At 73.1% G+C, this 25741-nt stretch carries 20 protein-coding genes; 8 read left to right on the top strand and 12 right to left on the bottom strand.

The window, feature by feature from the left end; genetic code table 11:
- Nucleotides 1-100 precede the first annotated feature (100 nt).
- Genes BLW57_RS34185 through BLW57_RS34180 form a run of 3 tightly spaced genes read right to left on the bottom strand, consistent with a single transcriptional unit; the run spans nt 101 to nt 2312 of the window.
- Nucleotides 101-955 carry a 3-hydroxyacyl-CoA dehydrogenase family protein gene (locus BLW57_RS34185; protein ID WP_093479575.1) on the bottom strand — a complete coding sequence of 285 codons (855 nt, stop codon included), beginning with the start codon at nt 953-955 and terminating at the stop codon, nt 101-103.
- Nucleotides 952-1092 carry a hypothetical protein gene (locus tag BLW57_RS41600; RefSeq protein WP_176985830.1) on the bottom strand — a complete coding sequence of 47 codons (141 nt, stop codon included), beginning with the start codon at nt 1090-1092 and terminating at the stop codon, nt 952-954. Before BLW57_RS41600 ends, BLW57_RS34185 begins: the two co-directional genes overlap by 4 nt.
- Nucleotides 1089-2312: a thiolase family protein gene (locus BLW57_RS34180; RefSeq protein WP_093479574.1), complete on the bottom strand. Its 1224-nt coding sequence runs from the start codon at nt 2310-2312 to the stop codon at nt 1089-1091. Before BLW57_RS34180 ends, BLW57_RS41600 begins: the two co-directional genes overlap by 4 nt.
- A gap of 163 nt (nt 2313-2475) precedes the next feature.
- Between BLW57_RS34180 and paaI the strand changes: the two genes are divergently transcribed.
- Together paaI and paaK are read left to right on the top strand one after the other, a co-directional pair.
- Nucleotides 2476-2919, top strand: a complete 444-nt coding sequence (gene paaI, locus BLW57_RS34175; RefSeq protein WP_093479573.1) for a hydroxyphenylacetyl-CoA thioesterase PaaI — start codon at nt 2476-2478, stop codon at nt 2917-2919.
- The gene (paaK, locus tag BLW57_RS34170; RefSeq protein ID WP_093479572.1) at nt 2916-4262 is read left to right on the top strand and encodes a phenylacetate--CoA ligase PaaK; all 1347 of its coding nucleotides are present in this window, start codon (nt 2916-2918) and stop codon (nt 4260-4262) included. The genes paaI and paaK overlap by 4 nt, the downstream gene beginning before the upstream one ends.
- A 31-nt stretch (nt 4263-4293) precedes the next feature.
- Here the strand turns inward: paaK and BLW57_RS34165 are convergent, their stop codons facing one another.
- Nucleotides 4294-6363: a SpoIIE family protein phosphatase gene (locus tag BLW57_RS34165; protein WP_093479571.1), complete on the bottom strand. Its 2070-nt coding sequence runs from the start codon at nt 6361-6363 to the stop codon at nt 4294-4296.
- Nucleotides 6364-6546: 183 nt separating this feature from the next.
- Between BLW57_RS34165 and BLW57_RS34160 the strand changes: the two genes are divergently transcribed.
- Both BLW57_RS34160 and BLW57_RS34155 read left to right on the top strand, forming a co-directional pair.
- Nucleotides 6547-7386 carry an alpha/beta fold hydrolase gene (locus BLW57_RS34160; RefSeq protein ID WP_306822921.1) on the top strand — a complete coding sequence of 280 codons (840 nt, stop codon included), beginning with the start codon at nt 6547-6549 and terminating at the stop codon, nt 7384-7386.
- Between the two features lie 45 nt (nt 7387-7431).
- Nucleotides 7432-8253: an SCO6745 family protein gene (locus tag BLW57_RS34155; RefSeq protein ID WP_093479570.1), complete on the top strand. Its 822-nt coding sequence runs from the start codon at nt 7432-7434 to the stop codon at nt 8251-8253.
- 85 nt (nt 8254-8338) lie between these two features.
- On the opposite strand, the gene BLW57_RS34150 is transcribed toward BLW57_RS34155, so the two are convergent.
- Both BLW57_RS34150 and BLW57_RS34145 read right to left on the bottom strand, forming a co-directional pair.
- On the bottom strand, nt 8339-10063 hold the full coding sequence (locus BLW57_RS34150) for an acyl-CoA dehydrogenase family protein (RefSeq protein WP_093479569.1): 1725 nt from the start codon (nt 10061-10063) through the stop codon (nt 8339-8341).
- A gap of 93 nt (nt 10064-10156) precedes the next feature.
- Nucleotides 10157-10729, bottom strand: a complete 573-nt coding sequence (locus tag BLW57_RS34145; RefSeq protein WP_093479568.1) for a PadR family transcriptional regulator — start codon at nt 10727-10729, stop codon at nt 10157-10159.
- 195 nt (nt 10730-10924) lie between these two features.
- Between BLW57_RS34145 and BLW57_RS34140 the strand changes: the two genes are divergently transcribed.
- Nucleotides 10925-13297 (top strand): SpoIIE family protein phosphatase, encoded by a 2373-nt coding sequence (locus tag BLW57_RS34140; RefSeq protein ID WP_093479567.1) that lies wholly within the window; start codon nt 10925-10927, stop codon nt 13295-13297.
- A gap of 73 nt (nt 13298-13370) precedes the next feature.
- Here BLW57_RS34140 and BLW57_RS34135 read toward each other — a convergent pair whose 3' ends face one another.
- Nucleotides 13371-14972, bottom strand: coding sequence for a M4 family metallopeptidase (locus BLW57_RS34135; RefSeq protein WP_256339650.1), 1602 nt, complete (start codon nt 14970-14972; stop codon nt 13371-13373).
- Between the two features lie 145 nt (nt 14973-15117).
- Entirely contained in the window at nt 15118-16098 is a 981-nt protein-coding gene (locus tag BLW57_RS34130) for a LysR family transcriptional regulator (RefSeq protein ID WP_093479566.1), read from the bottom strand.
- A gap of 282 nt (nt 16099-16380) precedes the next feature.
- Between BLW57_RS34130 and BLW57_RS34125 the strand changes: the two genes are divergently transcribed.
- Both BLW57_RS34125 and BLW57_RS34120 read left to right on the top strand, forming a co-directional pair.
- Nucleotides 16381-17601 carry a metallophosphoesterase gene (locus BLW57_RS34125; protein ID WP_093479565.1) on the top strand — a complete coding sequence of 407 codons (1221 nt, stop codon included), beginning with the start codon at nt 16381-16383 and terminating at the stop codon, nt 17599-17601.
- 202 nt (nt 17602-17803) lie between these two features.
- Complete coding sequence (locus BLW57_RS34120; RefSeq protein ID WP_093479564.1) at nt 17804-19189, top strand: MFS transporter; 1386 nt, start codon at nt 17804-17806, stop codon at nt 19187-19189.
- 61 nt (nt 19190-19250) lie between these two features.
- Here BLW57_RS34120 and BLW57_RS34115 read toward each other — a convergent pair whose 3' ends face one another.
- The 4 genes from BLW57_RS34115 to lnt form a co-directional block, all read right to left on the bottom strand.
- Entirely contained in the window at nt 19251-21170 is a 1920-nt protein-coding gene (locus tag BLW57_RS34115; RefSeq protein ID WP_093479563.1) for a helix-turn-helix domain-containing protein, read from the bottom strand.
- Nucleotides 21171-21246: 76 nt separating this feature from the next.
- A complete protein-coding gene (locus BLW57_RS34110; protein WP_093479562.1) occupies nt 21247-22068 on the bottom strand; it encodes a 3-hydroxybutyrate dehydrogenase in 822 nt (273 codons plus the stop codon).
- Between the two features lie 54 nt (nt 22069-22122).
- Nucleotides 22123-22602 (bottom strand): NUDIX hydrolase, encoded by a 480-nt coding sequence (locus BLW57_RS34105; RefSeq protein WP_093479561.1) that lies wholly within the window; start codon nt 22600-22602, stop codon nt 22123-22125.
- Between the two features lie 66 nt (nt 22603-22668).
- Nucleotides 22669-24279, bottom strand: coding sequence for an apolipoprotein N-acyltransferase (lnt, locus tag BLW57_RS34100; RefSeq protein WP_093479560.1), 1611 nt, complete (start codon nt 24277-24279; stop codon nt 22669-22671).
- Nucleotides 24280-24733: 454 nt separating this feature from the next.
- Between lnt and BLW57_RS34095 the strand changes: the two genes are divergently transcribed.
- Nucleotides 24734-25705 carry an O-antigen ligase family protein gene (locus BLW57_RS34095; RefSeq protein WP_093479559.1) on the top strand — a complete coding sequence of 324 codons (972 nt, stop codon included), beginning with the start codon at nt 24734-24736 and terminating at the stop codon, nt 25703-25705.
- Nucleotides 25706-25741 lie beyond the last annotated feature (36 nt).

Genomic DNA, 25741 nt, shown 5'->3' with positions numbered 1-25741 from the left:
GTGGTGACCGCCCGCAACCCGGCCGCGGGACCGGAGAGGTTCCCGTCGGCCGGGCCGGAGGGGTTCCGTTCGGCCGGGGCCGTGCCCGCCGGGCCGGCGGTCACTCCCAGGTGTAGAAGCCCTGCCCGGTCTTCCTCCCGAGGTCCCCGCGGGCCACCTTGTCGCGGAGCAGCCGCGGCGGGGCGAAGCGCTCGCCGAGGGTGGCGTGCAGGTGCTCGGCGATGGCGAGGCGCACGTCCAGTCCGACCAGGTCGGTGAGCCGGAGGGGGCCCATCGGGTGCTTGTAACCCAGTTGCATGGCGTCGTCGATGGCCTCGGGCTCGGCGACCCCGGACTCGACCATGCGGATCGCCTCCAGGCCCAGGGCCACGCCCAGCCGGCTGCTGGCGAAGCCCGGGGAGTCCTTGACCACGACGTCCTTCTTGCCCAGGCAGCGGGTCCAGTCGAGGGCGCTGCGCAGGGTGTCGTCGCCGGTGGCGGGGGCGACGACGATCTCGACGAGTTCGGAGGCCGGCACCGGGTTGAAGAAGTGCATGCCGAGGAATCGGCCGGGCGTGGTGAGCGCGGCACCGAGTTCGGCGACCGAGAGGGAGCTGGTGTTGCTGGCCAGGACGGTCCGCGTGGCCACGACCTGCTCCGCCGCCGCCAGCAGGCCCGCCTTGAGGGCGGCGTCCTCGAAAACGGCTTCGACGACGAGATCGGCGTGCGCGGGCAGGTCCGCGACCGAGGCGACGGTCGTGACGCGGCCGAGCACCCGGTCCGCGGGTTCGGTGAGCCGGTCGCGTTCGGCGGCCCGCTTCAGCCCGGTGGCCACCCGTTCGAGCGCCTGGGCCGCCGAGCGCGCGTCGCTCTCGACGATCGTGACGGCCGATCCCGCCGTCGCGAAGGACTGGGCGATGCCGGCGCCCATACGGCCGCCGCCGATCACTCCCACGACTGCCGGTGCTGCGGTCATGTTCCAGTCCCCTTCTCCAGGAATCGGGTCGTGCGCCGCGCGTCGACGGCGTTGCGGGCGTCCGGACGGCACGGCGAGACGACGAGCCGGTCCCCGGACTCCGCCGGCAGGACGGTGTCGTACCCGGCGGGGGTCACGGGCGCTCCACGAGCATGGCCACGCCCTGCCCCACGCCCACGCAGAGGGTGGCCAGGCCCCGGCGGGCGTCCTCCCGCTCCATGCGGCCGAGCAGGGTCAGCAGGATGCGGGAGCCGGAGCAGCCCAGCGGGTGGCCGAGGGCGATCGCACCGCCGTCGGCGTTGACCTTCTCCTCGTCGAGCTTGAGCCGGCGGACGACGGCCAGGGCCTGGACGGCGAACGCCTCGTTCAGTTCGACGGCGCCCAGGTCCGCCGTCTCCCAGCCCGCGCGGGCCAGTGCCTTCTGGGTGGCGGGCACCGGGCCGAGTCCCATGACGTTCGGCTGGACACCGGCGGAGGCCGAGGTGACGATGCGGGCCCGGGGGGTGAGGCCGTACCGCCGCACGGCCGCGGCACCGGCCACGACCAGCGCGGAGGCCCCGTCGGAGAGCGGCGAGGACGACCCCGCGGTCACGATGCCGTCCGGCCGGAAGATGGTGCGCAGCGTGCCCAGCTTCTCCAGGGTCGTGCCGGGGCGCGGCCCCTCGTCGCGCGTGACCTCGCCGTCCTTGACGGCGACCGGGACGATCTCCCGGTCGAAGTGCCCGGCCCGCTGTGCCGCGACGGCGCGCTGGTGGCTGCGCAGTGCGAAGGCGTCGGACTCGGCGCGGCCGATGCCGTCCAGGGCCGCGATCTCCTCGGCCGTCTCGCCCATGGACAGGGTGACCTTGACCGTCTCCGGGCCCGCGCCGCGGGGCACCTCGCGGTCCGCCGCGGCGAACCGGGGATTGGTGAAGCGCCAGCCCAGGGCGGTGTCGTGGACCGCGCCCGGCTTGGCCCACGGGGTGCCCGGCTTCTCCATGACCCAGGGCGCCCGGGTCATCGACTCCACTCCCCCGGCGACGACCAGGTCGGCCTCACCCGCCCGGATCGCCTGGGCCGCCGAGGCCACCGCCGTCAGACCGGAGGCGCACAGCCGGTTCACGGTGTAGCCGGGCACGGTGTGCGGGAGGCCGGCCAGCAGCACCGCCATCCTGGCCACGTCGCGGTTGTCCTCGCCGGCCTGGTTGGCGGCGCCGAGGATCACCTCGTCCACGGCCTCCCCGGGGATGCCGGAGCGTCGTACGGCCTCGCCGACGACCAGGGCCGCGAGGTCGTCGGGGCGCACGGTGGCGAGGGCGCCGCCGTAGCGCCCCTGCGGAGTGCGGGCACCGTCGATCAGGAATACCTCGTCGGACACGGACGGCCTCCTCGGAAGACGTGCTGAACGTGGGTGTGGATGACGCGTGGAGCGGGGCCGGGAGCGGATCCCCGCGCCCTGCGGCCACCTCTTGACATGCCCGGATGTTGCTGGATTACTTGGCCGTGCCGCACGCTAACCGAATGTTCGGTCGGGACACAAGATGGTGGATACAGTGACGCAGGCCGCCGGCAGTGCAGACGGACCGGTCGAGGCGATGTTCTTCGCGGACGAAGCCTCCCGGCGACTGGGAATCGAACTCGTGCGGCACGGCCCGGGGACCGCCGTGCTGCGCATGACCGTGACTGCCGCCATGGTCAACGGCCACAGGATCGCCCATGGCGGGTACGTGTTCCTCCTCGCCGACAGCGCCTTCGCCTGCGCCTGCAACAGCCACGGCCCGGTGACGGTGGCGGCGGGAGCCGGCATCGACTTCGTGGCCCCGGTGTACGAGGGTGATGTCCTGGAGGCCACCGCCGAGGAGCGCACCCGGTTCGGCCGCAGCGGCATCTACGACGTGACGGTGAGGCGCGGTGACGAGGTGGTCGCGGAGTTCCGTGGCCGCAGCCGCGTCCTGAGGGGCAGCACTTCCGAGGAGTCGCGATGAGTATCGAGCTGAAGACCACCCCGGCCGCCGGTGGGCGCCGCGGCGAGCCCTGTCCCCCGGAACTGCTGGACGCCGCGGAGAACCTGACGCAGGACGAGCTGCGGGATCTCCAGCTGCGCCGGCTGAGGTCGACGCTGAGGCACGCCTACGACAACGTGGAGCTGTACCGCAAGAAGTTCGACGACGCCGGCGTCGGCCCCGACGACTGCCGGACGCTGGAGGACCTGGCCCGCTTCCCCTTCACCACGAAGGCCGACCTGCGGGAGACGTACCCCTTCGGCATGTTCGCCGTCCCCATGTCCGAGGTCCGCCGCATCCACGCGTCCAGCGGCACGACCGGGCGTCCCACCGTCGTCGGGTACACCGAGAACGACATCTCCACCTGGGCCGACCTGATCGCCCGCTCGATCCGCGCCGCGGGCGGCCGCCCCGGCCACAAGGTGCACATCAGCTACGGCTACGGCCTGTTCACCGGCGGACTGGGAGCCCACTACGGCGCCGAGCGCGCCGGCTGCACCGTCATCCCCGCCTCGGGCGGTATGACGGCCCGCCAGGTGCAGATCATCCAGGACTTCCAGCCCGAGATCATCATGGTCACCCCGTCCTACATGCTCACGCTGCTCGACGAGTTCGAGCGTCAGGGCGTGGACCCCCGCTCCACGTCCCTGCGGATCGGCATCTTCGGCGCGGAGCCGTGGACGGAGGAGATGCGCCGCGAGATCGAGGAGCGCATGGACATCCACGCCGTCGACATCTACGGCCTCTCCGAGGTGATGGGGCCGGGCGTGGCCCAGGAGTGCGTGGAGACCAAGGACGGTCTGCACGTGTGGGAGGACCACTTCCGCCCGGAGGTCGTCGACCCCGTCACGGACGAGGTCCTGCCCGACGGCGAGGCGGGAGAGCTCGTCTTCACCTCGCTCACCAAGGAGGCGCTGCCCGTCATCCGTTACCGCACGCGCGATCTGACCCGGCTGCTGCCCGGGACGGCACGCCCGGCCTTCCGCCGCGTAGAGAAGATCACCGGCCGCTGCGACGACATGATCATCCTGCGCGGGGTGAACGTCTTCCCCAGCCAGATCGAGGAGATCGTCCTGCGCACGCCGGGCGTCGCGCCCCACTTCCAGATCCAGCTGGGCCGGCGCGGCCGCATGGACCACATGACGGTCCGTGTGGAGGCCCGCGTCGACTGCCCGCCCGAGCGGCGCGAGGCCGCCGCGGGGCTGATCGCCAAGGGGGTCAAGGACGGCGTCGGCGTCACCGTGGACGTGGCGATCGTCGAGCCGGAGACCCTGGAGCGCTCGCTCGGCAAGCTCCGCCGGGTGAAGGACCTCCGCGGGGAGTGACGGCCGGTCCGTCACGGAAGCCCGCGCGCGCTCAGGGCCGCGCGCGGGCGATGAGCAGCGCCACGTCGTCCTCGCCGCCGGGCCTGCGCAGGATCTCCAGGACGCGGTCGCAGGTGTCCTCCAGCTCGTGGCCACGGGTGGTGGTGAAGGCGTCGAGGAGGACGTCCAGGCGGGCGTCGATGGGTTCGCTCCGGGTCTCGACCAGGCCGTCGGTGTAGAGGACGAGTTCGTCTCCCGGGTGGAAGGCGACGGTGGCGGCCTCGAAGGGCACTCCACCGACGCCGAGCGGGGCTCCGGTGGGCAGCTCGAGCAGCCGGGCCGCGCCGCCGGCGCGTCTCAGGACCGGGGGCAGATGGCCGGCGAGACAGATGTCGCACTGGGCGCGGTGCGGATCGCAGACGCAGTAGATGCAGGTGGCGATGGTCTGCTCGATGCCCTCGGTCAGATGGTCCAGGTGGTGCAGGGCCTCCGCGGGGGCGAGATCGAGTTCGGCGAAGGCCCGTGCGGCGCTGCGCAGTTGCCCCATCGCGGCGGCGGCGTTGATGCCGCTGCCCATGACGTCCCCGACGACCAGGGCGGTCTTGTCGCCCCGCAGCGGTATGGCGTCGTACCAGTCACCGCCGATCTCGCTCGTCGCACCGGCGGGCTGGTAGCGGCAGGCGACCTCCAGGCCCGGCAGGTGCGAGGGGAGTTCGGGCAGCAGACTGCGCTGGAGGGTGAGGGCCGCATGGCGCTGTGCCTGGTATCCACGGGCGTTGTCGATGCAGACCGCGGCCCTCGCGGCCAGTTCCCAGGCGAGGAAGGCGTCGTCGTCGTCGAACGGCGCGGGAGTGCGGGTGCGTACGAGGTCGAGGGCGCCCAGCACCTCGCCCCGGGCCATGAGGGGTACGGCAAGGTAGGAGTGCACGCCAGCCGACTCCAGCAGGGCGGCGGCCTCGCCGTGCCGGGCGATGCGCTCCAGGTCCCCGCGCGTGGTCCGGGGCACCAGCACCGGTTTGCGGGTCCGCACGCACTGGGTGATCAGGCGGTCGCTGTCGTAGCCGGCCAGTCCTCCGGGCGGGTCGGCAGCACGGGCCGCGTCGGAGGTGCAGGCGGAGCTGACGGCGAGGGCGCGGAAGACGGCGGGCCCCTCGCCCGGCTCGGCCCGGCCGTCGAGCGCGCTGTCGAGCACGTCCACCGCGGCGACGTCGGCGAGGACCGGCACGACGATCTCGGCGAGTTCACGCGCCGTCGCCACCACGTCGAGGGTGCTCCCCACGCAGGCCGAGGCCTCGGCGATCAGCGCCAGCCGCTGCCGTGCCCGGGCCGCCTCCACGGTGGCCCGGTGACGCTCGGTGACGTCGATCACCGAGTAGGCGAGGCCCAGCACCTTGCCGGCGGAGTCCTCCAGCCGGTAGTAGGAGACGGACCAGGCGTGCTCGTGGTCCGGGTCGTTGGGCGGACGGCAGACGATCTCCCGGTTCACCACCGACTCGCCCGTCTCCAGGACGCGGCGCAGACGTGCCTCGGGGTCGGTGTTCAGGAAGGTCAGGATCTCCCCGGCGGACCGGCCGAGGCGGTCGGCGGCGGACTGGCCGGTGATGCGTTCGAGAGCGGGGTTCACGGCCACGTACCGCAGGTCGGGGTCCAGGATGGCCAACCCCACCGGGGACTGGGAAACCAGGCGCATGGCCAGGGCCGCGTCGCGCTCGACCCGCGCCACACTGGCCCGGTCCGCGGCGAGACCCAGGGTGTAGGCCTCACCGAGGTCGTCCAGCAGCCGCATGTTGCGGAACTCGACCAGCCGCGTCGTGCCGTCCTTGTGCCGGACGGGGAAGACACCGGCCCAGTCGGTGCCGGATTCCATGACCTCGGCGAACAGCCTGATCACCCGCTCCCGGTCCTCCTCGTGGACCGTCAGGGCGGCGGCGTGCTGCCCGAGCGCCTCCGCGGCGGTGTAGCCGAACAGCTCCTCGGCCTTCGGACTCCAGAACACCACCTGCCCGTCCGCGTTCAGGACCACCGCGGCGACGCTGAGCAGGTCCAGCAGGCCGCTGGGCGGCGCGGCGGGCCGGGCCGCCGACCGGCCGTCACCTGTCAGGGAGGACTCCGTCGTGCCCATGCCTCATTGTCCTCCCGCTCGCCCGGCTCACCCGGCTCGTGCGCGTCGACGGTTCGCCCGCCGCTCTCCATCGTCGTACCGGACACCCGGCAGCACACATCTGGACCCGGCACGCGCCCGCCGCCTTGACAGCCGCTCCCCGCACCTGGAGGCTACCGACCAGTAGGTATGGAGAGGTGGATCGTGACCGAGCTGAGCATCGCCACCGGCACGGGCGTCTTCGACGCGGTCGCGGTGGGTCCGCCCGAGGGGCGCCCGGTGCTGCTGCTGCACGGCTTCCCGCAGACCGGGCTGGTGTGGCGGCGGCAGCTCGAGGCACTGGCCGCGCGGGGGCACCGGGCCGTGGCACCCGACCAGCGCGGGTACTCCCCCGGCGCCCGCCCGGAGCGGCCCGAGGACTACCGCATGGACCTCCTCGTCGACGACGTCACCGCGATCGCCGACGCGCTCGGCTGGGCGTCGTTCGACCTGGTCGGCCACGACTGGGGAGGCGCGGTGGCCTGGTGGACCGCGCACGCACACCCCGGCCGCGTCCGCACCCTGACGGTCGTCTCCACCCCGCATCCCGGCGCTCTGGCCACCGCCCTGCGCACCGACGAGGACCAGCGCGAACGCTCCCGGTACATGATCGACTGGCGCGAGACGCCCGCGACCGAGGAGCGCATGCTCGCCCATGCCGCCCGGGTGCTGCGCGGCCTCTACGCCGGGAAGGTCCCGCCCGAGCACGCCGAGACCTACCTGCGCCGGCTGTCCCGGCCGGGTGCGCTCACCGCGGCGCTGAACTGGTACCGGGCCGGCCGCCAGGGCGCCGCGATCGGCGCCGTCGAGGTGCCCACCCTGTACGTCTGGAGCACCGGGGACATCGCCTTCGGCCCGGCGGCGGCCCGGGAGACCGAGCGGTGGGTCGAGGGGCCGTACCGGTTCGAAACCCTACGGGACGTCAGCCACTGGGTCCCCGAGGAGGCACCCGAGGCGCTGAGCCGCCTGCTGCTCGACCACCTGCGCGCCCACGACGCGCACTGATCCGCGGCCACCGACCTGTTCGCCCACCGACCGAAGAGGTACCCCATGAAGACAGCGCGTGCCGCCTGGCGCCGCCTCGAGCCCGTGCACGCCATGATCTACTTCGTCCCCGAGGGGAGGCGGCGGTACGCGGACCTCGGACTGAGCGGACCCGCCGGGTACTTCGCCTCGCGCAGCGCCGCGTTCGGGTCGGCGCCCGCCGAGCTGGTCGTCTCGGCCTTCTACAACTTCCACCCCGGCCTGGTGCGCGGTGCCCTTGACGGGGTCTGGGACACGACGACACCGCGGCAGGTGCTGGACGCGCGGTACGCGGCGGCGGACGAGGCCCTGCGGCGTGCGGGGGTCCACGAGCTGCCCCACCTGGACGAGGTCGTGGCGCTGGCCCGCCGCGCCGCCGAGGCGGCCAGCGAACACCCGCAGGGCCGCCCGCTGTTCGCCGCGCACGCCGCGCTGCCCTGGCCCGAGGAGCCGCTCCTGCAGCTGTGGCACGCCCAGACGCTGCTCCGGGAGTTCCGTGGCGACGGCCATGTCGCGTCCCTGCTGAGCGAGGGCGTCGGCGGCCTGGAGGCGCTGCTCCTGCACGCCGCGACCGGGGAGATGTCCGTCAGCGCGCTCAAGGCGACCCGCGCCTGGCCCGAGGAGGAGTGGACCGGCACCCGGGAGCGGCTGCGCGAGCGCGGCCTCCTCGACGGCGACGGCCTCAGCCCGGAGGGCGAACGCCTACGCGCGTACATCGAGGACCGCACCGACCGCCTGGCCCTGCCCGCCTACGCCGCCCTCGGGGACGCCGGCTGTGAGCGCCTCGCGGAACTCGCGCGCCCCTACGGCCGCACCGTGGTCGACGCCGGCCTGCTCAAGTTCCGCTGACCCGTCCGCCTCCCGAACGGCGGTGAGGGCAGGGGTACTTCGCGGCGGCCGGCGTGCTGATCACGCCGGCCGACGCCTCACCGGGTCACGGGGCCATCTCGTAGGCGCCGGACAGCGCCTCGACCCGCTGCCAGACCCGCTCCGTGCGCGCCTCGTCGACGACCGGCCGCCGGACCGAGGCCAGCGCCCAGGCCTGCTGCGGCTCGGTCGCCGAGTCCTTGCCGTGCAGTTCGACGGCGTGCGCGGAGAAGTCCCGCACGAGGACGGCGAAGAGCTCGTCGAGGACGTCCTCGTCCAGTCCGGTCAGGGCGGCCTGCTCCAGGACGAGTTGCCCGTGCACGACGAGCGCGAAGAGCTGTCCGACCGCGAGGAGCAGGTCGAGGTCGCGGCTCTGCTCCGCGTCGGGAGCGGCCGTGGTCGTGAACTCGCACAGCGCGTCCGCCTGTTCGCGGAAGCGGACCACGTTGGGCAGGTGCCGGTAGGCGTCGAACGCGGGCCGCCAGTCGTGGAAGCGCACCGAGCCGAGACCGCGGGCCGGCCCCTGCCGGAACAGGAAGTCGTCGTCGGCCGCGTCGAGACGCGTCGGTACGGCGGGGTAGTCGGCCGGGTCGAGGAGGTGGCTGCGCATGAACTTCAGGATCAGCGCCAGGTTGACGTGGACCGTGCCCTCCAGCTTCGGCAGACCGCGGATCTCCACGGCGGCCTGGCCGAAGTAGTTGTCCTTCTCGAAGCCCTTGGCCGCGATGACGTCCCACATCAGGTCGATGACCTTCTCGCCCTCCGTGGTCACCTTCATCTTCGTCATCGGGTTGAAGAGCAGGTAGCGGCGGTCGTCCGGGCCGGCGGAGCGGAAGTAGTCGACGGCGCGGTCGCTGAAGGACTTCATGCCGACGAGCCGGACGTACGCGTCGGTCAACTCGCGCCGCACGTGCGGGAAGGCGGTGACGGGACGGCCGTACAGGACCCGGTTGTGGGCGTGGGTGACGGCCTCGTACATCGCGTGCTCGCAGATGCCTATCGACGCGGTGCACAGGTTGAACTTGCCGACGTTGACGGTGTTGAGGGCGGCGTCGAAGGCGGCGCGGCCGGTGTGCAGCACGTCCCCGGCCGCCACGGGGTAGTCCTCCAGGCGGAACTCGCTGACGAACTTCGAGGAGTCGACGACGTTCTTGACCAGGTGGTAGGCCGGGTGGCGGCTGTCGGCGGCGAAGAACACGTAGCCGTCGGGACCCTCGACGTCGGTACGGCGGCCGAAGACCGAGACGAGTCCCGCGGCGTTGCCGTTGCCGATGTAGTACTTGGAGCCGGTGGCGCGGAAGCCGCCGTCGCCGTCGGGCTCCAGCAGCATGTCGGTGGAGTAGATGTCGGCACCGTGGGTCTTCTCGGACAGTCCGAACGCGAACACCTCGCCCTCGGCGAGGAGTTCGGCGGCGCGGGCGCGGGCGGCGGCGTTGTCGCTCTGCCAGACCGGGCCGAGGCCGAGGATGGTGACCTGCCAGGCGTACCAGTAATCGAGGCCGTAGAAGCCGAGGATCTCGTTGAGCGCGGCGATCCGGGCGGTGTCCCACCGCTTGTCCGGCTCCGCCTCCGCCGCGGTGGAGGACGGCGTCAGGAAGGTGGCGAAGAGGTTCTCCTTCGCCGCGAAGGCGAGGAAGTCGCCGAGCCAGGCGCGGCTGCGGTAGTCCTCGATCAGCCGCCGCTTCCCGCGCTCCTCGAACCAGTCGACGGTGGCCCGCAGCAGGCGGCGCGTCTCGGGGTCGAAGTGCGCGGGGTCGTACGTGCGCGGGTTGAACAGCAGCTGGTCAGCCATGGGTGTAACGCCTTTCGGCCGGTGGGCGGATGGGAAGGGGGAGGTCCGGCGGCGCGGGTGCCGGACCGGCGCGGCGGTCGGGGGGTGCGGCGGTCAGCGGCCGGGCCCGAACCCGGCCAGCGTGGCGAGCACGTCGTCCAGCCAGTCGATCATCATGCGTTCGTAGGCGATGCCGCCGCGCAGCACGACGTGCTGGAGCTCGCGTTCCGCGTCGAGCGGCGCCTTCGCGGCGGCGGAGCCCGGCTCCGGCGCCGGGAAGTCGCGCGCCTCACCGGCGAGGTAGTGCGCCAGTTGGTCCCGGTGCGCCTGCCGGTGCCGCTCCACCTCGCGGATCAGGGCGGCCGGGTCGTCGAAGGCGGCGCCCCGGATCTTCACGGCCAGGTCGTGGCGGACGCTCTCCGGCTCGATCGGATCGTGCAGCCAGGAGGACAGCGCGGCCCGGCCGAGATCGGCGACGGAGTACTCCTTCTTGTCCGGCCGGCCCTGCTGCGCGACGTCCCGGACGTCGACCCAGCCGTCGTCCTGCATGCGCTTGAGCACGCGGTAGATCTGCTGGTGGGTCGCGGTCCAGAAGTAGCCGATGGACCGGCCGAACCGCCGCGCGAGCTCATAGCCGGATCCCGGCTTCTCCAGGAGCGACACCAGGATCGCGTGTTCGAGCGCCATGACACCGATACTTCTATGCAACTCGTTGCATAGCAAGCGTCGCCCGCCCCGATGCGACGCGGCTCACCCCGCCACGGCCCCCTCGCGGTGGCGGTCCCCCGACCGGTGACCGCCGGGCCCGGGGGTGATCACGTGTGCGGTTGTCGTCCGTCGTGCGGCACGGGATGCTGAGGGAGCACGGAGGGAAGCGGTGCCATGGATCGTTTTCCGCATGCGGCCAACGTGGATTTCCGCAGTCCGCTGGACCTCTCCAAGGCCGCCACGGCGGTACTGGACGCCGAAGGCCGCGTTTCCGGATGGGGCTCCTCGGCCCAGCGCCTCCTGGGACACGCGGCCGAGGACGTGCTCGGCCGGCCCGCCGCCCGGCTGCTGGCGGCGGCCCCCACGCCTCGGCTGTCCACCCTCTGCAAGGCGCCCAGTACCCGCAGCGCGGTCCTGGACCTCCGCTGCGTCGACGGGGGCACCCTGCGCGCGGCCGTGACCTTCTGCCCGCTCTCGCACCGGGGCGAGGCCGCGACCGTCGTCGTCGCGGCCGGCCTGGAGACGCTGCGCGGCTGGGAGGTGCAGCTGGCCATGCTGCAGGGACTGGCGACCGAGTCCCCCGTGGGCCTGACGATCTTCGACAACGACATGCGCGTCGTCTGGGGGAACGTCTCCACCGATCTGGAACTCGCGGGGATCGCCCAGTACATCGGCCGGCCGGCGGCGGATCTCTTCCCCGAGGGCGAGTTCATCTCCCGCCACCACCCTCCGGACGAGGACCAGATCATGGAGCACGTGATGACGACGGGGGAGCCGATCATGGGCATGCACTATCGCGGCCGCGCCCCCGCCGACCCGGTGCGTGAGCACGTGTGGTCCTGCTCCTACCACCGGCTGGTGGACGCCCGGGGCGAACCGCTGGGTCTGTTCGAGGAGTCCCTGGACATCACCGACCGCTACCGCGCCCAGGAGCGCCTGTCCCTGCTCGTGCGGGCCGGAAAACGCATCGGGGCCTCGCTGGACGTCCGGCGCACCGCCGCGGAACTCGCCGACGTGGCCGTGCCGCAGCTGGCCGACGAGGTGCTGGTGGACCTGCCGCCGGCGGTCATCGAGGGACGGCAGCCGCCCACCGGCTCGGCCCCGGGGCACAGTCTGCTCCGGATGCACGGCCGGACCCCGGAGGAGTTCCGGACCAGTCCCGTCTCCTATCCCCCGTCGTCCCTGCAGGCCACGAGTCTGGCCACCAGCCGTCCCGTCGTCGACGTCGGCCCGCCCGGCTCGCTGGGCGGTCCGGAATCGGACGGCTCGTACTCCTGCCTCTTCGTCCCGCTGATCACCCGCGACGCGGTCCTGGGTCTCGCCACCTTCCGGCGCAGCAGCAATCCCGACCCCTTCGGCGCCGAGGAGCAGGCGCTGGCCGTGGAACTGGCCGAGCGGGCCGCCGTCGGCATCGACAACGCCCGCCGCTACACCAGCCAGCACGCCGCGGCCCTGGTACTGCAGCGCAGCCTGCTGCCGCAGCGCCTGCCCGAGCAGAGCGCGGTCGACGTGGCGTACCGCTATCTGCCGGCGGACAGCCGTGTGGGCGTGGGCGGCGACTGGTTCGACGTGATCCCGCTGTCCGGTGCCCGCGTGGGTCTGACCGTCGGCGACGTGGTGGGCCACGGCGTACACGCGGCCGCGGCCATGGGCCGGTTGCGGGCCACCGTACGGACGCTGGCCCTGCTGGACCTGGATCCGGCCGAGCTGCTGACCCGGCTGGACGACCTGGTCGCGCAGGACTCGGAGTCCGGCGCGGACGACGGGATGAGCGCCGAGGCACTCGGGGTGACCTGTCTCTACGCGATCTACGACCCGGTCAGCGGCCGGTGCGTCTGGGCGAGCGCGGGCCACCCGCCGCCGATCGTGGCCGACGCGAACGGAGCGGTGGCCCTGTCCGCGCTGGCGCCCGGACCGCCCCTGGGGCTGGGCGGGCTGCCGTACGAGAACGTCGAGCTGAGCCTGTCCGGCGGCAGCGTGGTGGCGTTGTTCACGGACGGTGTCGTGGAGGACCGGCGCACCGACATCGACAGCGGCATCGACCACCTGGCGCAGATCCTCGCCTGGCAGCGCTGCCCGGTGGAGGAGCTGTGCGACCGGGCGCTGGCGGCGCTGCCCCCCGGACCGCAGGCGGACGACGCCACCCTGTTGCTGGTCCGTACCCGGCGGCTCGGCCCCGACCGGGTGACGGACCTGGAGCTGCCCCCCGACCCGGCGATGGTGGCGCGCGCCCGCACGCTCGCCGGGCGCCAGCTGGCGGACTGGGGCCTGTCCGAACTGTCGTTCACCGCCGAACTCGTGGTGAGCGAGCTGGTCACCAACGGCATCCGGTACGCCACCGGGCCCGTGATGCTGCGGCTGATCAGGGACCGCTGTCTGCTGTGCGAGGTGTCCGACAACGCGCACACGGCCCCCCATCTGCGGCGCGCGCGCCGGGACGACGAGGGAGGCCGCGGCCTGTTCCTCGTCGCCCAGATGTCGCAGCGCTGGGGCACGCGGTACACCTCGTCCGGGAAGACGATCTGGGCCGAACTGGCCGTTCCCTGACGGCCGGTTCGGCGGCAGACGCTTGCGCCGTCACCGGCGGGCGAGGCGGTCCCCGCGGCGTGGGCGCGGTGTGTCAGGAGACGTTGACCGCGCTCCATGCCGCGGCCACGGTGGCGTACTCGGGGCTGGTGGCGCCGTAGAGGTCCTTGGCCGCGTTCAGCGTGGCCGTGCGGGCGCCCTTGTAGTCCGTGGTGGAGGTCATGTAGACGGTCAGTGCCCGGTACCAGATGGCGGAGGCCTTCTTGTTGCCGATGCCGGTGACGGTGGAGCCGTTGCAGGTGGGGCTGTTGTACGAGACGCCGTTGACGGTCTTGGCGCCGCTGCCCTCGCTCGCCAGGTAGAACCAGTGGTTGCCGACGCCCGAGGAGTAGTGCACGTCGAGCCGGCCGACCGACTTCGACCAGCAGTCGGCGGAACGGCCGTCCAGGGACGGCTTGTCGAAGCGGCGCAGCCACGGCGGGGTGGACTGGTCGCTGAAGAGGTAGTCGGGGGTGTCGACCGGGTTGGCCGCGTACCACTCGACCATGGTGCCGAGGATGTCGCTGGTCGCCTCGTTCAGGCCGCCGGACTCGCCGCTGTAGCGCAGGTTGGCGGTGGCGGAGGTGACGCCGTGGGTCATCTCGTGGCCCATGGTGTCGAGGTCGACCTGCTCGGGGTCGGTGGTGCCGTCGCCGTCGCCGGTCAGCATGCAGAAGCAGGTGTCCGACCACTGGGCGTTGTCCCAGTTGGTGCCGACGTGGACGAAGACGGTGGCGCCGCGGCCGTCGTTCTTGATGCCGTTGCGGCCGAAGGTGGTCTTGTAGTAGTCGAAGGTCTTCGCGGTGTTGGCGTGCGCGTCGACGGCGGCGGTGGCGCGGTCGGTGGAAAACTTCCGGCCGTCGCCCCAGGTGTTGTCGGCGTCGGTGAACAGAGTGCCGGAGGAGCTCTTCACGGAGGAGGACGAGAGGTTGTGGGCGTCCTTGGTGATGTGGCCGCGCACCGGGTCGATCAGCGCGAACGTACCGTCGGCCTGCTGGGTGGTGTCGATGCCGATGTCACCGGTGTACTCGGAGTGGCCGGTGCCGGTCGCCTCTCGCTCGGCGTCGTAGTGCTCGATCGCGGCGCCGGTGGAGGCGTCGGTGACGAAGACCTCGCCGTGCGGCTGGCCCTTGTCGCCCACTCCCTGCACGGTGGTGCGCCAGGCCAGGCGGGGGTGGCCGTCGGCGGCCCACACGATCAGCTGCGGGGTGGACTTGGCGTTGCGCACCGACCCGTGCGCGCGCTTCAGGGCGCCGGCCGCGGTCCCCTTGGCGCCGACGGCGGGGGTAAGGGATCCGAGTGCGATCCCGTGGGCCTTGGCGCGGGTCGATCCCTTGAGCGAGCCGTCGGCCTTCTGGTGGACGACGAAGTCGCCGCCGACGACGGGGAGGTCGTGGTAGGTCCGCGCGAAGCGCACGTGCTGGGTGCCGTCGGCGTCGATGACGACGTCCTTCGCCTGGAGCTTCTGGCCCGCGCCGAACCCGAAGGTGCCTGCGTGCCGGGTCACGTTGGCCTTGGCTCTGGATATCGCCGTGTCGTGGAGGGAGCCGGCGTGCCGCGCCGTGTCCGTCTGCGAGTGCGCGGGTATCGCCGTCGCACCCGTGGTGATGACACCGGCTGCGACCATCGCGGAAAGGGCGAGAAGAGGACGGGACATGAGGGGGAGTTCCTTCGCTCGTCGTGGGGTGACGACGTCCTTGGACGTTGACGCGAAGTGTTCAACAGGTGACATGCCCCTGACGTGACTTCATCTGGACTATAACCGCGGAGTTATAGGGCGCACGGATCCCCGGCCCGGCCGGTCACCCGCCCTCGCCGAGGGCGAACTCCCGTCCCCCGTCCTCCCACCAGGCCAGATACCGGGGCCGCTCCCGCACCAGGGACAGATAGGCGGCCAGCAGACGCTCGCTCGCCGCGTCGGCGAGTTCCGGCGGAACCGATTCCGTGTTCCAGGCCAGCAGCAGCCGCCGGTGGAACGGGACGTCCACGAGCGGCCGCTGCACGGTGCCGCGGGCGGAGACGTCGGCGGTCGGCCACACCCCGCAGACCGCGTGCCGGCCGGCGACCAGGAGCTGCGCCACGGACAGGTCCGGCGTCACATGGGCGATGCGCGGGGTGAATCCCGCCGACTGGCAGGTGAGATGGAGGTACGCGTGCACCCCGCTCTCGTCGGCCTCCGGCATCACCCAGTCCTCGCCGGCCAGTTCATGCAGGCGGACGCTCTCCTGACGCGCCAGCGGATGATCCTCGGCGAGCAGCACGAAGACCGGCTCGCGGAGCAGTGTGCGGGTCGCTACCGACTCGCCGACCGGAAGGGGGAAGCCCGGGAACTCGGCGAGCACCGCGATGTCGCACTTCGCCAGGCTCAGCGACTTCACCAGGGTGTGCACCGACCGGCGGGCGTCTATGGTGAGCCGTCGTTCCGGGACGAGTTCGAAGAGCGCGGAGACCAGCAGGGAGACCAGGGGGCCGGCGGTTCCGCCCGCCCTCAGTGGGGCCGTGGCCTGCCGGTCCGCCTCCGCCGCCGAGCGCGCGTGCTCGCGCAGCCGGTCGAAGCCGTCGACCAGGTCACGGGCGCAGCGCAGGACGTACTGCCCGTTCTCGGTGGGTTGCACCCCGTCGGCGCCGCGGGCGAAGAGCGGGCCGCCCAGTTCCTGTTCGATCCGCTTCAGCTGGGCGCTCGTGGCCGGCTGCGACAGTTGCAGCCGTGCGGCGGCCTTGCGGATGCTGCCGGCCTCGGCGACGGTGAGCAGGACACGCAGGTGCCGGAACTCGAGGTGCATGAACCATCCCCGCTCAGCGCGGAGGTGTCCGTGCACCCCCGTGACCAGCAGAACCAGCTGCCCCTACGGCATGGTGACCAAGAATCCGACGGACCGTTGAAGGCGGCAACCACGGAACGGCAAAACCTGCGCGGGTGTCCCGGGCCGTGGCGCCCGAAGGCCGTGCCATGCGTCGCGGAGAACCCCGCGCCCCGGGGGCCGTACCCTTGAACGCCCGTCCGGCCGGCCCGGGAACCACCGGACACAGTGCGCGGGACGGCAGCCTGGTCAGGGAGGACGAGCGTGACCGACACCGACAACATCCGGCCCACCGGCAGTGAGGCGCGAGCGCCGCGGCCGAGCCGGCTGCACCGCCTGATGCGGTACGTCCCCCTGATCGCCCCCGTCCTGCTGTGGGCCGTGCCCTGCGGGGTGCTCCTGTACACCGGCCAGCGCTGGCCGCTGCCCGTCACGTCGGCCGGCACCGCCCTGTTCGCCCTCGGCCTCGTCGCCATGCCGCTCGCGATGGTGCGCGGACACGGCCGGCGCCAGCGGGACCGGGCGGCGATCGTCGGTGACACCCTGCTGGGCGCCAGTTGGGTCCTGTTCACCTGGTCCGTGCTGCTCGGCGTCCTCTTGCGGCTCGCCCTGACCGTCGCCGGCGTCGGCGGGAGCGAGGACCGTGCCCGCATCGTCACCTGGGCCGTCCTCGGCGGGAGCGCCGTACTGCTCGCCTGGGGGTACGCCGAGGCACGCCGCGTGCCGCGCGTGCGCCGACTCGACGTGCGACTCCCGCGGCTGGGAGCGGGGTTGGACGGCCTGCGCGTCGTCCTCGTCACCGACACCCACTACGGTCCGCTCGATCGCGCTCGCTGGTCGGAGCGGGTGTGCGAGACGGTGAACACGCTGGAAGCCGATCTGGTGTGCCACACGGGCGACATCGCGGACGGCACGGCCGAACGCCGCCGCGCCCAGGCCCTCCCACTCGGCACCGTGCGGGCCACCCGGGCCCGTGTGTACGTCACCGGCAACCACGAGTACTACAGCGAGGCGCAGGGCTGGGTCGACCTGATGGACGAGCTGGGCTGGGAGCCGCTGCGCAACCGCCATCTGCTGCTCGAACGCGGGGGCGACACCCTCGTGGTCGCGGGCGTGGACGACGTCACCGCCGAGTCCTCCGGCCTGGCAGGCCACCGCGCCCACCTCGCCGGTGCCCTGGACGGAGCCGACCCCGACCTGCCCGTCCTGCTCCTGGCGCACCAGCCGAAGTTCGTCGACCGGGCGGCGGCCGAGGGCATCGACCTCCAGCTCTCCGGCCACACCCACGGCGGCCAGATCTGGCCCTTCCACCACCTGGTCCGCCTCGACCAGCCCGCCCTTGCCGGCCTCAGCCGCCACGGCACCCGCACCCTCCTCTACACCAGCCGCGGCACCGGCTTCTGGGGCCCGCCGTTCCGCGTCTTCGCCCCCAGCGAGATCACCCTGCTCGTGCTCCGCTCCCCGCACCTGCCCACCTCGCCGTAGCCCTGGGTGGGCCGAGGCATCCGCCAGGCCCTTCCACGCGCCGCTTTCCCGCCCGTGACCCACTCTTCGCGAGTCGGCATGGTGGCCACACGCACAACCACCCCCCGAACTATGTTGTCCCGCCACATGTGCGCCCGACGTGCGTCTTCTTACGGTGTGCCGACACGTACCCGTCCCCACCGCACACGAGGAAGTGGCGCACATGGCATCCGGAACCACCGCTCCCCCACCCCCCGCCAGCCTCCCCCGCATCGTCGCCGCCAGCCTCATCGGCACCACCATCGAGTGGTACGACTTCTTCCTCTACGGCTCCGCGGCCGCGCTCGTGTTCAACAAGCTGTTCTTCCCTGACTCGGACCCGCTCGTCGGAACCCTGCTCTCGTTCCTGACGTACGCCGTCGGATTCGCGGCCCGCCCGCTGGGGGCGCTCGTGTTCGGCCATTACGGTGACCGGCTGGGACGCAAGAAACTCCTGGTGCTCAGCCTGGTGATGATGGGCGGAGCGACCTTCGCCATCGGCCTGCTCCCCACGCACGCGACCGTCGGGTCCGCCGCCCCCGTGCTGCTCACCACGCTGCGGCTGATCCAGGGGTTCGCGCTCGGCGGCGAGTGGGGCGGCGCAGTCCTGCTGGTGTCGGAGCACGGGGACGCCCGGCGGCGCGGCTTCTGGGCCTCCTGGCCGCAGACCGGCGCACCGGCGGGCCAGTTGCTCGCCACCGGAGTGCTGTCGCTGCTGACCGCCCTGCTCTCCGACGAAGCCTTCGGAACCTGGGGCTGGCGCATACCGTTCCTGCTCTCCGGGGTACTGGTGATGGTCGGCTTGTGGATTCGTCTCTCTGTCGATGAATCGCCGGTCTTCAAGGAGGCGTTGGAGCGCGCCGAGTCCCGGCGGGCCACCGAACCGGAGAAGCTGCCGCTCGTCTCCGTGCTCCGGGACCACTGGCGGGACGTGCTCGTGGCGATGGGCGCCCGCATGGCGGAGAACATCAGCTACTACGTCATCACGGCCTTCATCCTCGTCTACGCCACCACCTCGGCCGGCGTCTCCAAGCAGACCGCGCTCAACGCCGTCCTCATCGGCTCCGCCGTGCACTTCGCCGTCATCCCGGCCTGGGGCGCGCTGTCCGACCGGGTCGGGCGCCGGCCGGTGTACCTGCTCGGCGCGGCCGGTGTCGGCCTGTGGATGTTCCCGTTCTTCTCGCTCGTGGACACCGGTTCGTTCGGCTACCTGATCCTGGCCGTGACCGTCGGGCTGGTGCTGCACGGCGCCATGTACGCGCCCCAGGCGGCCTACTTCGCCGAGATGTTCGCCACCAGGATGCGCTACTCGGGCGCCTCCATCGGCGCCCAGTTCGCCTCCGTCGCGGCCGGTGCGCCCGCCCCTCTCATCGCCACCGCGCTGCTGGAGAGCTACGGCACCTCCACCCCGATCTCCCTGTACGTGATCGGCGCCGTGGTGCTGACCCTGATCGCGGTGGGTGTCTCGCGGGAGACGCGGCACCGGGACCTGGCGGAGGTCACGACGGGCCGGGACGGAACAGCCGACGCTGCTCCGGCCGCCGAGGCACGGAAGGCACGGACGGTCTGAGCGACGCGGCCCCCACGGGCCGCGCGCGACCCGGCCCCCGTACGGCACGCCCGTACGGGGGTCACCGTCTGTCCGGGACCGCCAGCCGGTGCAGCCGCAGCGCGAGTTGGATCTCCAGGGCGCGGGCCGGGGTCTGCCAGTCCTCGCCGAGCAGCCGGCCCACCCGCTCCAGCCGCTGCGCGACCGTGTTCACATGGACGTGCAGCGCGTCCTTGGTACGGGCCGGACTCATCCCGCAGGCGAAGTACGCGTCCATGGTGCGCAGCAGATCGGTGCCCCGCCGCTCGTCGTACGACGCGACCGGGCCGATGGTGCGGCCGACGAAACCGGCCACGTCCCGTTCGCCCGCGAGGAGCAGGCCGAGGAAACCGAAGTCCTCCGCCGCGGCTCCGTCCCCGGCCCGGCCCAGCAGGTGCAGCGCGTCGAGGCAGCGGCGGCCCTCGGCATAGGCCGCGGCCACCGTCTCCGGGTGCGCGGCGAGGCCGGTGACGGGGGCGGAGGCGCCGACCGTGACCGGCTGGTGCACGGCCGTGCCCAGGTGGCGGGCGGTACGGCCGGCCAGCTCCGTGGCGGTGTCGCCGGCACCGAGGGGCAGCAGCAGGACGGTGCCGCCGTCGCGTGCGGCGGCCAGGCCGTGCCGGGTGGCGGCGAGGTGGGACGCGGCGGACCACAGCCGTCGGCGGGCCGCGGCCTCCTCGTCGGCGTCGGCCGCGGGGCCGTCCAGACGGGCGGCGAGCACCACATGGGTGGCGTCCAGGTCGGCGTGGAGCCGGACGGCACGCTCCCGCAGCAGCCGGGGGTCCCGGTCGCGGGCGTCCAGAAGGTCGTCCAGCAGCTCGCCCCGCACCCGGTGCTCGGCCTCGGCGGCGGAACGGCGGGCCAGCAGGAGCAGCGAGGTGACCATGGCCGCCCGCTCCAGCGTGCGCTGGTCGACCGGGTCCAGCGCCCGCTGCCCGCGCAGCACGAGCGCGCCGAGCAGTTCACCGCCGGCGGCCACCGCCGCGATCCACTCGCCGCCGTGCCGTACCGCATGGCCCTCGGCGCGGGACGCCTCCAGGGCTTCGGCCGGTGCCGCGCCGGCCTCGGTGAACCACACCGTGCCGTCGAGGACTTCGGAGACGGCGGCCGCCACGTCGTGCACCCCGCCGCCGCGCAGGACGAGTTCGGCGAGCCGGTCGTGGACGTCGGAGGCCCGCTCGATGACCGCGCTGCCGTCCCGGATGATCTGGTTGGCGCGCTCCAGCTCGGCGAGCGCCGCCCGGGTCTCGGTGAGCAGGTTGGCGGTGTCGATGGCGGCCGCGGCGAGCGCGGCGAACGACCCGAGCACCGCGATCTGCTCGCGCTCGAAGACGCGGGCCCTGCGGTCGGCGGCGAAGAGGACGCCGATCACGTGCGGGCCGAGCATCAGGGGGACCCCGAGGATGGCGACCAGGCCCTCGTCGCTGACGCCCGAGTCGATGGTGAGGGTGTGCTGGAAACGGGCGTCCTCGAAGTAGTCGTCGGTGACGTAGGGCCGGGTGGTCTGCGCCACCAGCCCGCCGAGCCCCTCGCCCATGCCGAGGCGCAGTTGCTGGAAGCGGGCGGAGACGGACCCTTCCGTCACCCGCATGTAGGTGTCGCCGCGCGCCGGGTCGTGCAGCGTGAGGTAGGCGACGTCCGTGCCGAGCAGGGAACGGGCGCGCTGCACGATCGCCTGCAGCACCGCGTCCAGGTCCCGCAGGCCCGCGAGGTCGTGGGCCGTCTCGAAGAGCGCAGACAGCTCCGCCTCACGGCGCCGGCGGCCTTCCAGCTCCGCCCGGACGCGCAGGGCGAGCCGCTTCGCCTGCTCCAGCGCGGCGATGCGATCGGCGGACCGGCCCTCGGCGCGGGCCACCAGCACCGGCCGCTCATAGGCCTCCACGGAGGCGTCACGGGTCAGCAGCTCGAGGTACTCGGCCTCGGCGCTGCCGTTCGGTGCCGGCTGAACGTGATCGCGGGACATGGTCAAAGGATTACGCATCGGCCGCCCGGCCGGCCGGGCCTGTGGAAAACTCCCGGTCCCGGCGCGGACGTACCGCTCAGTGGGCCGTCCATCCGCCGTCGAGCACCAGGGAGGTGCCGGTGACGAAGGACGCCTGCGGGCTGCACAGGTAGGCCACGGCCTCCGCGACCTCCTCGGGTTCGATGAGCCGCCGCACCGCGCTGTCCTTCAGCAGGACCTCGGACAGCACCCGCTCCTCGGGGATGCCGTGCGCCTGCGCCTGGTCGGCGATCTGCTTCTCGACCAGGGGGGTGCGCACATAGGCGGGGTTCACACAGTTCGAGGTCACCCCGTGGGGGGCGCCTTCGAGGGCCGCGGTCTTGGACAGGCCCTCCAGGCCGTGTTTGGCGGCCACATAGGCGGACTTGAAGGCGGAGGCCCGCAGACCGTGGACGGAGGACACGTTGACGATCCGGCCCCACCCCTGTGCGTACATGTGCGGGAGGGCGCCGCGGATCAGCCGGAACGGTGCCTCCAGCATCACGGTCAGCACGGTGTGGAAGACCTCCGGCGGGAACTCCTCCAGGGGCCGTACGAGTTGCAGACCCGCGTTGTTGACCAGCACGTCGGCACCGGCGGCGGCCCGCTCGGCGGCGTCGAGGTCGGTGAGGTCCACGGCGTGCGGGAGGACGGTGCCCGCGAGCTCTCCGGCCCTCTCCGCCTGCTGCGCGAGTTCGGCGAGGCCCGCCTCGTCCCGGTCCACGGCCCGCACCTCGGCCCCCGCGGCGGCGAGACGCAGCGCGCAGGCGCGGCCGATCCCGCTGGCGGCACCCGTGACGAGCGCGGTGCGGCCACCGAGGTCGAGACTGAGGGGCTGTACGTGGGGGCCCGGGCCGGGCAGGGGGGTGGGCGAGGTCATGGGGCGACCCTAGGCGGAGCCCACTCCTCCCCACATGTGGTGACCACCCATACTTCAGCCGGCAGTCATAGGGTCGAACCATGTGGGTGCCTCGGACATGGCCTGCTTGATCCGGAAGAGGCCGAACTCGTTCAGAGGCGGCAGCGCGTCCACGGTGAACCAGCCCACCTCGAGCGATTCGTCGTCGTTGACCCGGGCCTCGCCGCCCACCGCGCGGCAGCGGATGGTGATGTCCATGTACTGGCAGACGTCGCCGTTGGGGTAGGTCACCGGCTCCAGCGCCTGGACGAGGACGACCCGCTCGGCGACGCAGCGCACCGCGGTCTCCTCGTAGACCTCACGCACGGCGCAGGCGGCCGGCTGCTCCCCCGGCTCCGGAATGCCTCCGACGACCGCCCACTTGCGGGTGTCGGACCGCCGGCCGAGGAGCACTCTGCCCTCGTCGTCGAAGACGATCGCGGTGATCCCGGGCAGCCAGAGCGGCTGGTGGGCGATGGAGGCCCGCAGGGTGCGGATGAAGTCGGGGGTAGCCATGTCCCGACCCTAACGGGCCGGTGCACGGCTCCCCCGCAGGTTCGGTCGGCGTACGCGCTCGTACGGCTACACGCCACCGGTGCGCCGGCCGCGCAGACCCGAGCCGACTGCCCAGCCGACGCCGCCCGCCGCGACCAGCACCAGGGCGATCTCCGGCAGGATGCCCAGCTTCGTCGCCGGCGTCTCGGAGGTGCGCAGCGGCACCTGCTGGACGAGGTAGGCGGGCACGAACATGCCGGTCTTCTGGGTGATCCGCCCGTCCGGCATGATGAACGCGCTGACCCCGCTGGTCACCGGCACGGTGACGGTGCGGCTGTGCTCGACGGCGCGGATCCGGGACATGGCGAGCTGCTGGTAGGTCATCTCGCTGCGGTCGAAGGTCGCGTTGTTGCTGGGCACGGAGATCATCTCCGCGCCGTGCGTGACCGTGTCGCGCACCGCCCAGTCGAAGGCGGCCTCGTAGCAGGTGGCGAGGCCGACCTTGACGCCGTCGAAGTCGAACACGCCCGGCGTGGCGCCCCGGCTGAAGTCCTGGCGGACCATGCCGGTCCAGTCCTCGTTGATCGCGCCGACGAGCCCGCGCAGCGGAAGGTACTCGCCGAAGGGCTGGATCTGCCGCTTGTCGTAGGTCTGCGTCGGGCCCTTGACCGGGTCCCACAGCACCTGCTCGTTGAGCAGCTTGCCGTCCCGCTCGACGACCGCGCCGACCGATACGGGCACGCCGACCGCCTTGGCGGCGCCGTCGATGACGTCGGCCGCATCGGGGTTGGTGAAGGGGTCGATGTCGGAGGAGTTCTCCGGCCACAGCACGTAGTCCGGCTTCTCGACCTTGCCCGCCTTGATGTCGGCCGCGAGCCTCAGGGTCTCGCGCACGTGGTGGTCGAGAACGGCCCGGCGCTGCGCGCTGAACTCCAGGCCCGCACGCGGCACGTTGCCCTGGATGACCGCCACGGTCGCCGTACCGTCCTCGGCCTTGTCGCTGACCAGCGCGCGGGCCGCGACCGCGCCCACCACCGGCACGGCCACGCTCAGCAGCGCGGCGGCCGCCGCGCCGCGCCGCACGGCCCGGGTGCGGCGTCCCTCGACGATCAGCCGCGCCGCCTCGTAGAGGCCGAATCCGCACAGGACCACCGCGAAGCCGAGCACCGGGGTGCCGCCCAGCGCGGCGAGCGGCAGGAAGACGCCGTCCGCCTGACCGAACGCGATCTTGCCCCAGGGGAAGCCCCGGAAGGGCACACGCGCGCGTACCGCCTCGCCCGCGATCCAGAGGGCGGCGGCCCACACCGGCCAGGCCGGCAGCCGGGAGACGGCGGCGACCCCCACGCCGACCAGCGCGACGAACACCGCCTCGATGGCGACCAGCGCGATCCACGGGCCCGGACCGACCTCCACGCCGGTCCACACCAGCAGCGGCAGCAGGAAGCCGAGCCCGAAGAGGTAGCCGAGCCCCAGGGCCGCCTTCCAGCTGCGGCCGCGCAGCACCCAGCCGAAGCCGGCGAAGGCGGGCAGGGCCAGCCACCACAGGACGCGCGGCGGGAAGCTGACGTAGAGCAGCACCCCGCAGAGCGCGGAGACGACGGCCGGAACCAGGCGCATGAGCCGGCCGCGGAGCGCGGCGGGCGCGTGGGACGGCTGGAGCTGTTCCGGCTGGTCGACGGAAGTTGCGGTGACGGTCACCCGGGTGAGTGTACGGCGGGCGGCCCGGCCGCCGACAGCGCGGCCGGGCTCCGGAGCCGGCCCCGAGCGGCCGGGATTCCCACTGGTGGACGCCCGTTCCGGGCCCGATGACGCGCTTGGGGCGCGCGGCGCAGGCCCGGTCGGCACCGCGCTCGCGGCCGTCCCCGGACGTACGCGCTCCGCCTGGCCGCCGGCCGGGACCACCGGTGGCCACCCGCCTCCCTCGGACCCGGGGGAAACCACGACGATCCTCCGCACCTCGTCCACAAACGGGTCAACAGCCGTTACGGTGTGCCCAGCCTCGGCGGTGCGGCCGGACCCGGCGCGCGGCCTTGGCCTGCCACAGGTCGGGGGACCGTGTGTACGAGGGGCGACGGTGGGGGCGACGGAGATGAGATCCGCGGCCGGTACGGACGCGGCGAACGCGAGACGAAACGTTTCTGACGGTGTGGGCATGATCCTGCTCGGGGTCTGCGCCGGTTGGTCGCTGATCATGGCTGCCGCGCGGGGCGGCCGGCCCGAGGGTGTGCTCCTCGCCGTACTCGCCGTGGCCGCCGGCTACGCGGCGGGCCGTGTCTCGGGAGCGCTGCTGCCCGTGGCCGCGCCGGGCGCCGGCGCGGCGGCCGGACTCGCGCTCGCCGTCGCCCTCCCCGCCCTCTCCCCGGGCCCCCGGTACGCCGCGCCGCTCGGGCAGGCCGGGGCCACCGCCGCGTTGCTGGTGCTGGCCACCGGAGCCGCGTGCGGTGCCGCCTGGGCGACGTCCGTACCGGCGCTGCGTCTGGTGCTGCGGGTGCTGGCCGTGGTGATCGTGCTGAGCGGCGCGGCCCTGGGATCGATGGCGGGGTGCTGCGCCGGCGCGGCCGTCCTGCTCTGCTCGCTCGCCGCGGGCCGGGTGCACGGCCGGGGTCCGTGTCTGGTGGCGCTGGCCGTGGTGGCGGCCCTTGCGGCGGGCACCGTCTGGGCGGTCGCCGCCGGTTGGCTGCCCGGCGGCGTCTCCGCGCTGGTCACGGACCGTCTCGCCCCGCACCGGAGCCTGTTGTGGCGGGACGCCGTGCGGCTGGCCGGGCGCGACGACGGCCTGGGCGTGGGCCCGGGCCGGTTCGGCGAGGTGAGCGACACGGCCGCGCACACCCCGCTGTCCGACGGGAAGCCGCACTCGGCCCTGTTGCAGCAGGCGGCGGAGCAGGGCTTCATCGGGGTCCTGCTGCTGATGGCCCCGTTCTTCTGGGTGCTCCACGCACTGTGGCGCAGCCCGCGCTCCACCCCGGTCGCGCTCACCGCCGGCGCGGCCCTGACGGCTCTGGCCGGGCTGGCCTCGGCGGGCAACGCGCTGAGTTTCACCACGGTGACCGTGGGCGCGGGGCTGCTGGCCGGATGGGCGACGGCCCGGCCGTGGACCGGTGAGAGCGTGGAGCCCCCGCTCTGACGGTGCGGGCGGGTGCCGGCGCCGTCACGCGGAGGT

It is taken from the genome of Streptomyces sp. 1222.5, assembly GCF_900105245.1.
Classification (GTDB): Bacteria; Actinomycetota; Actinomycetes; order Streptomycetales; family Streptomycetaceae; genus Streptomyces; species Streptomyces albidocamelliae.
The sequence above is the reverse complement of the archived record's forward strand: the minus strand, read 5'-3'. Positions and strand labels throughout refer to the sequence as shown.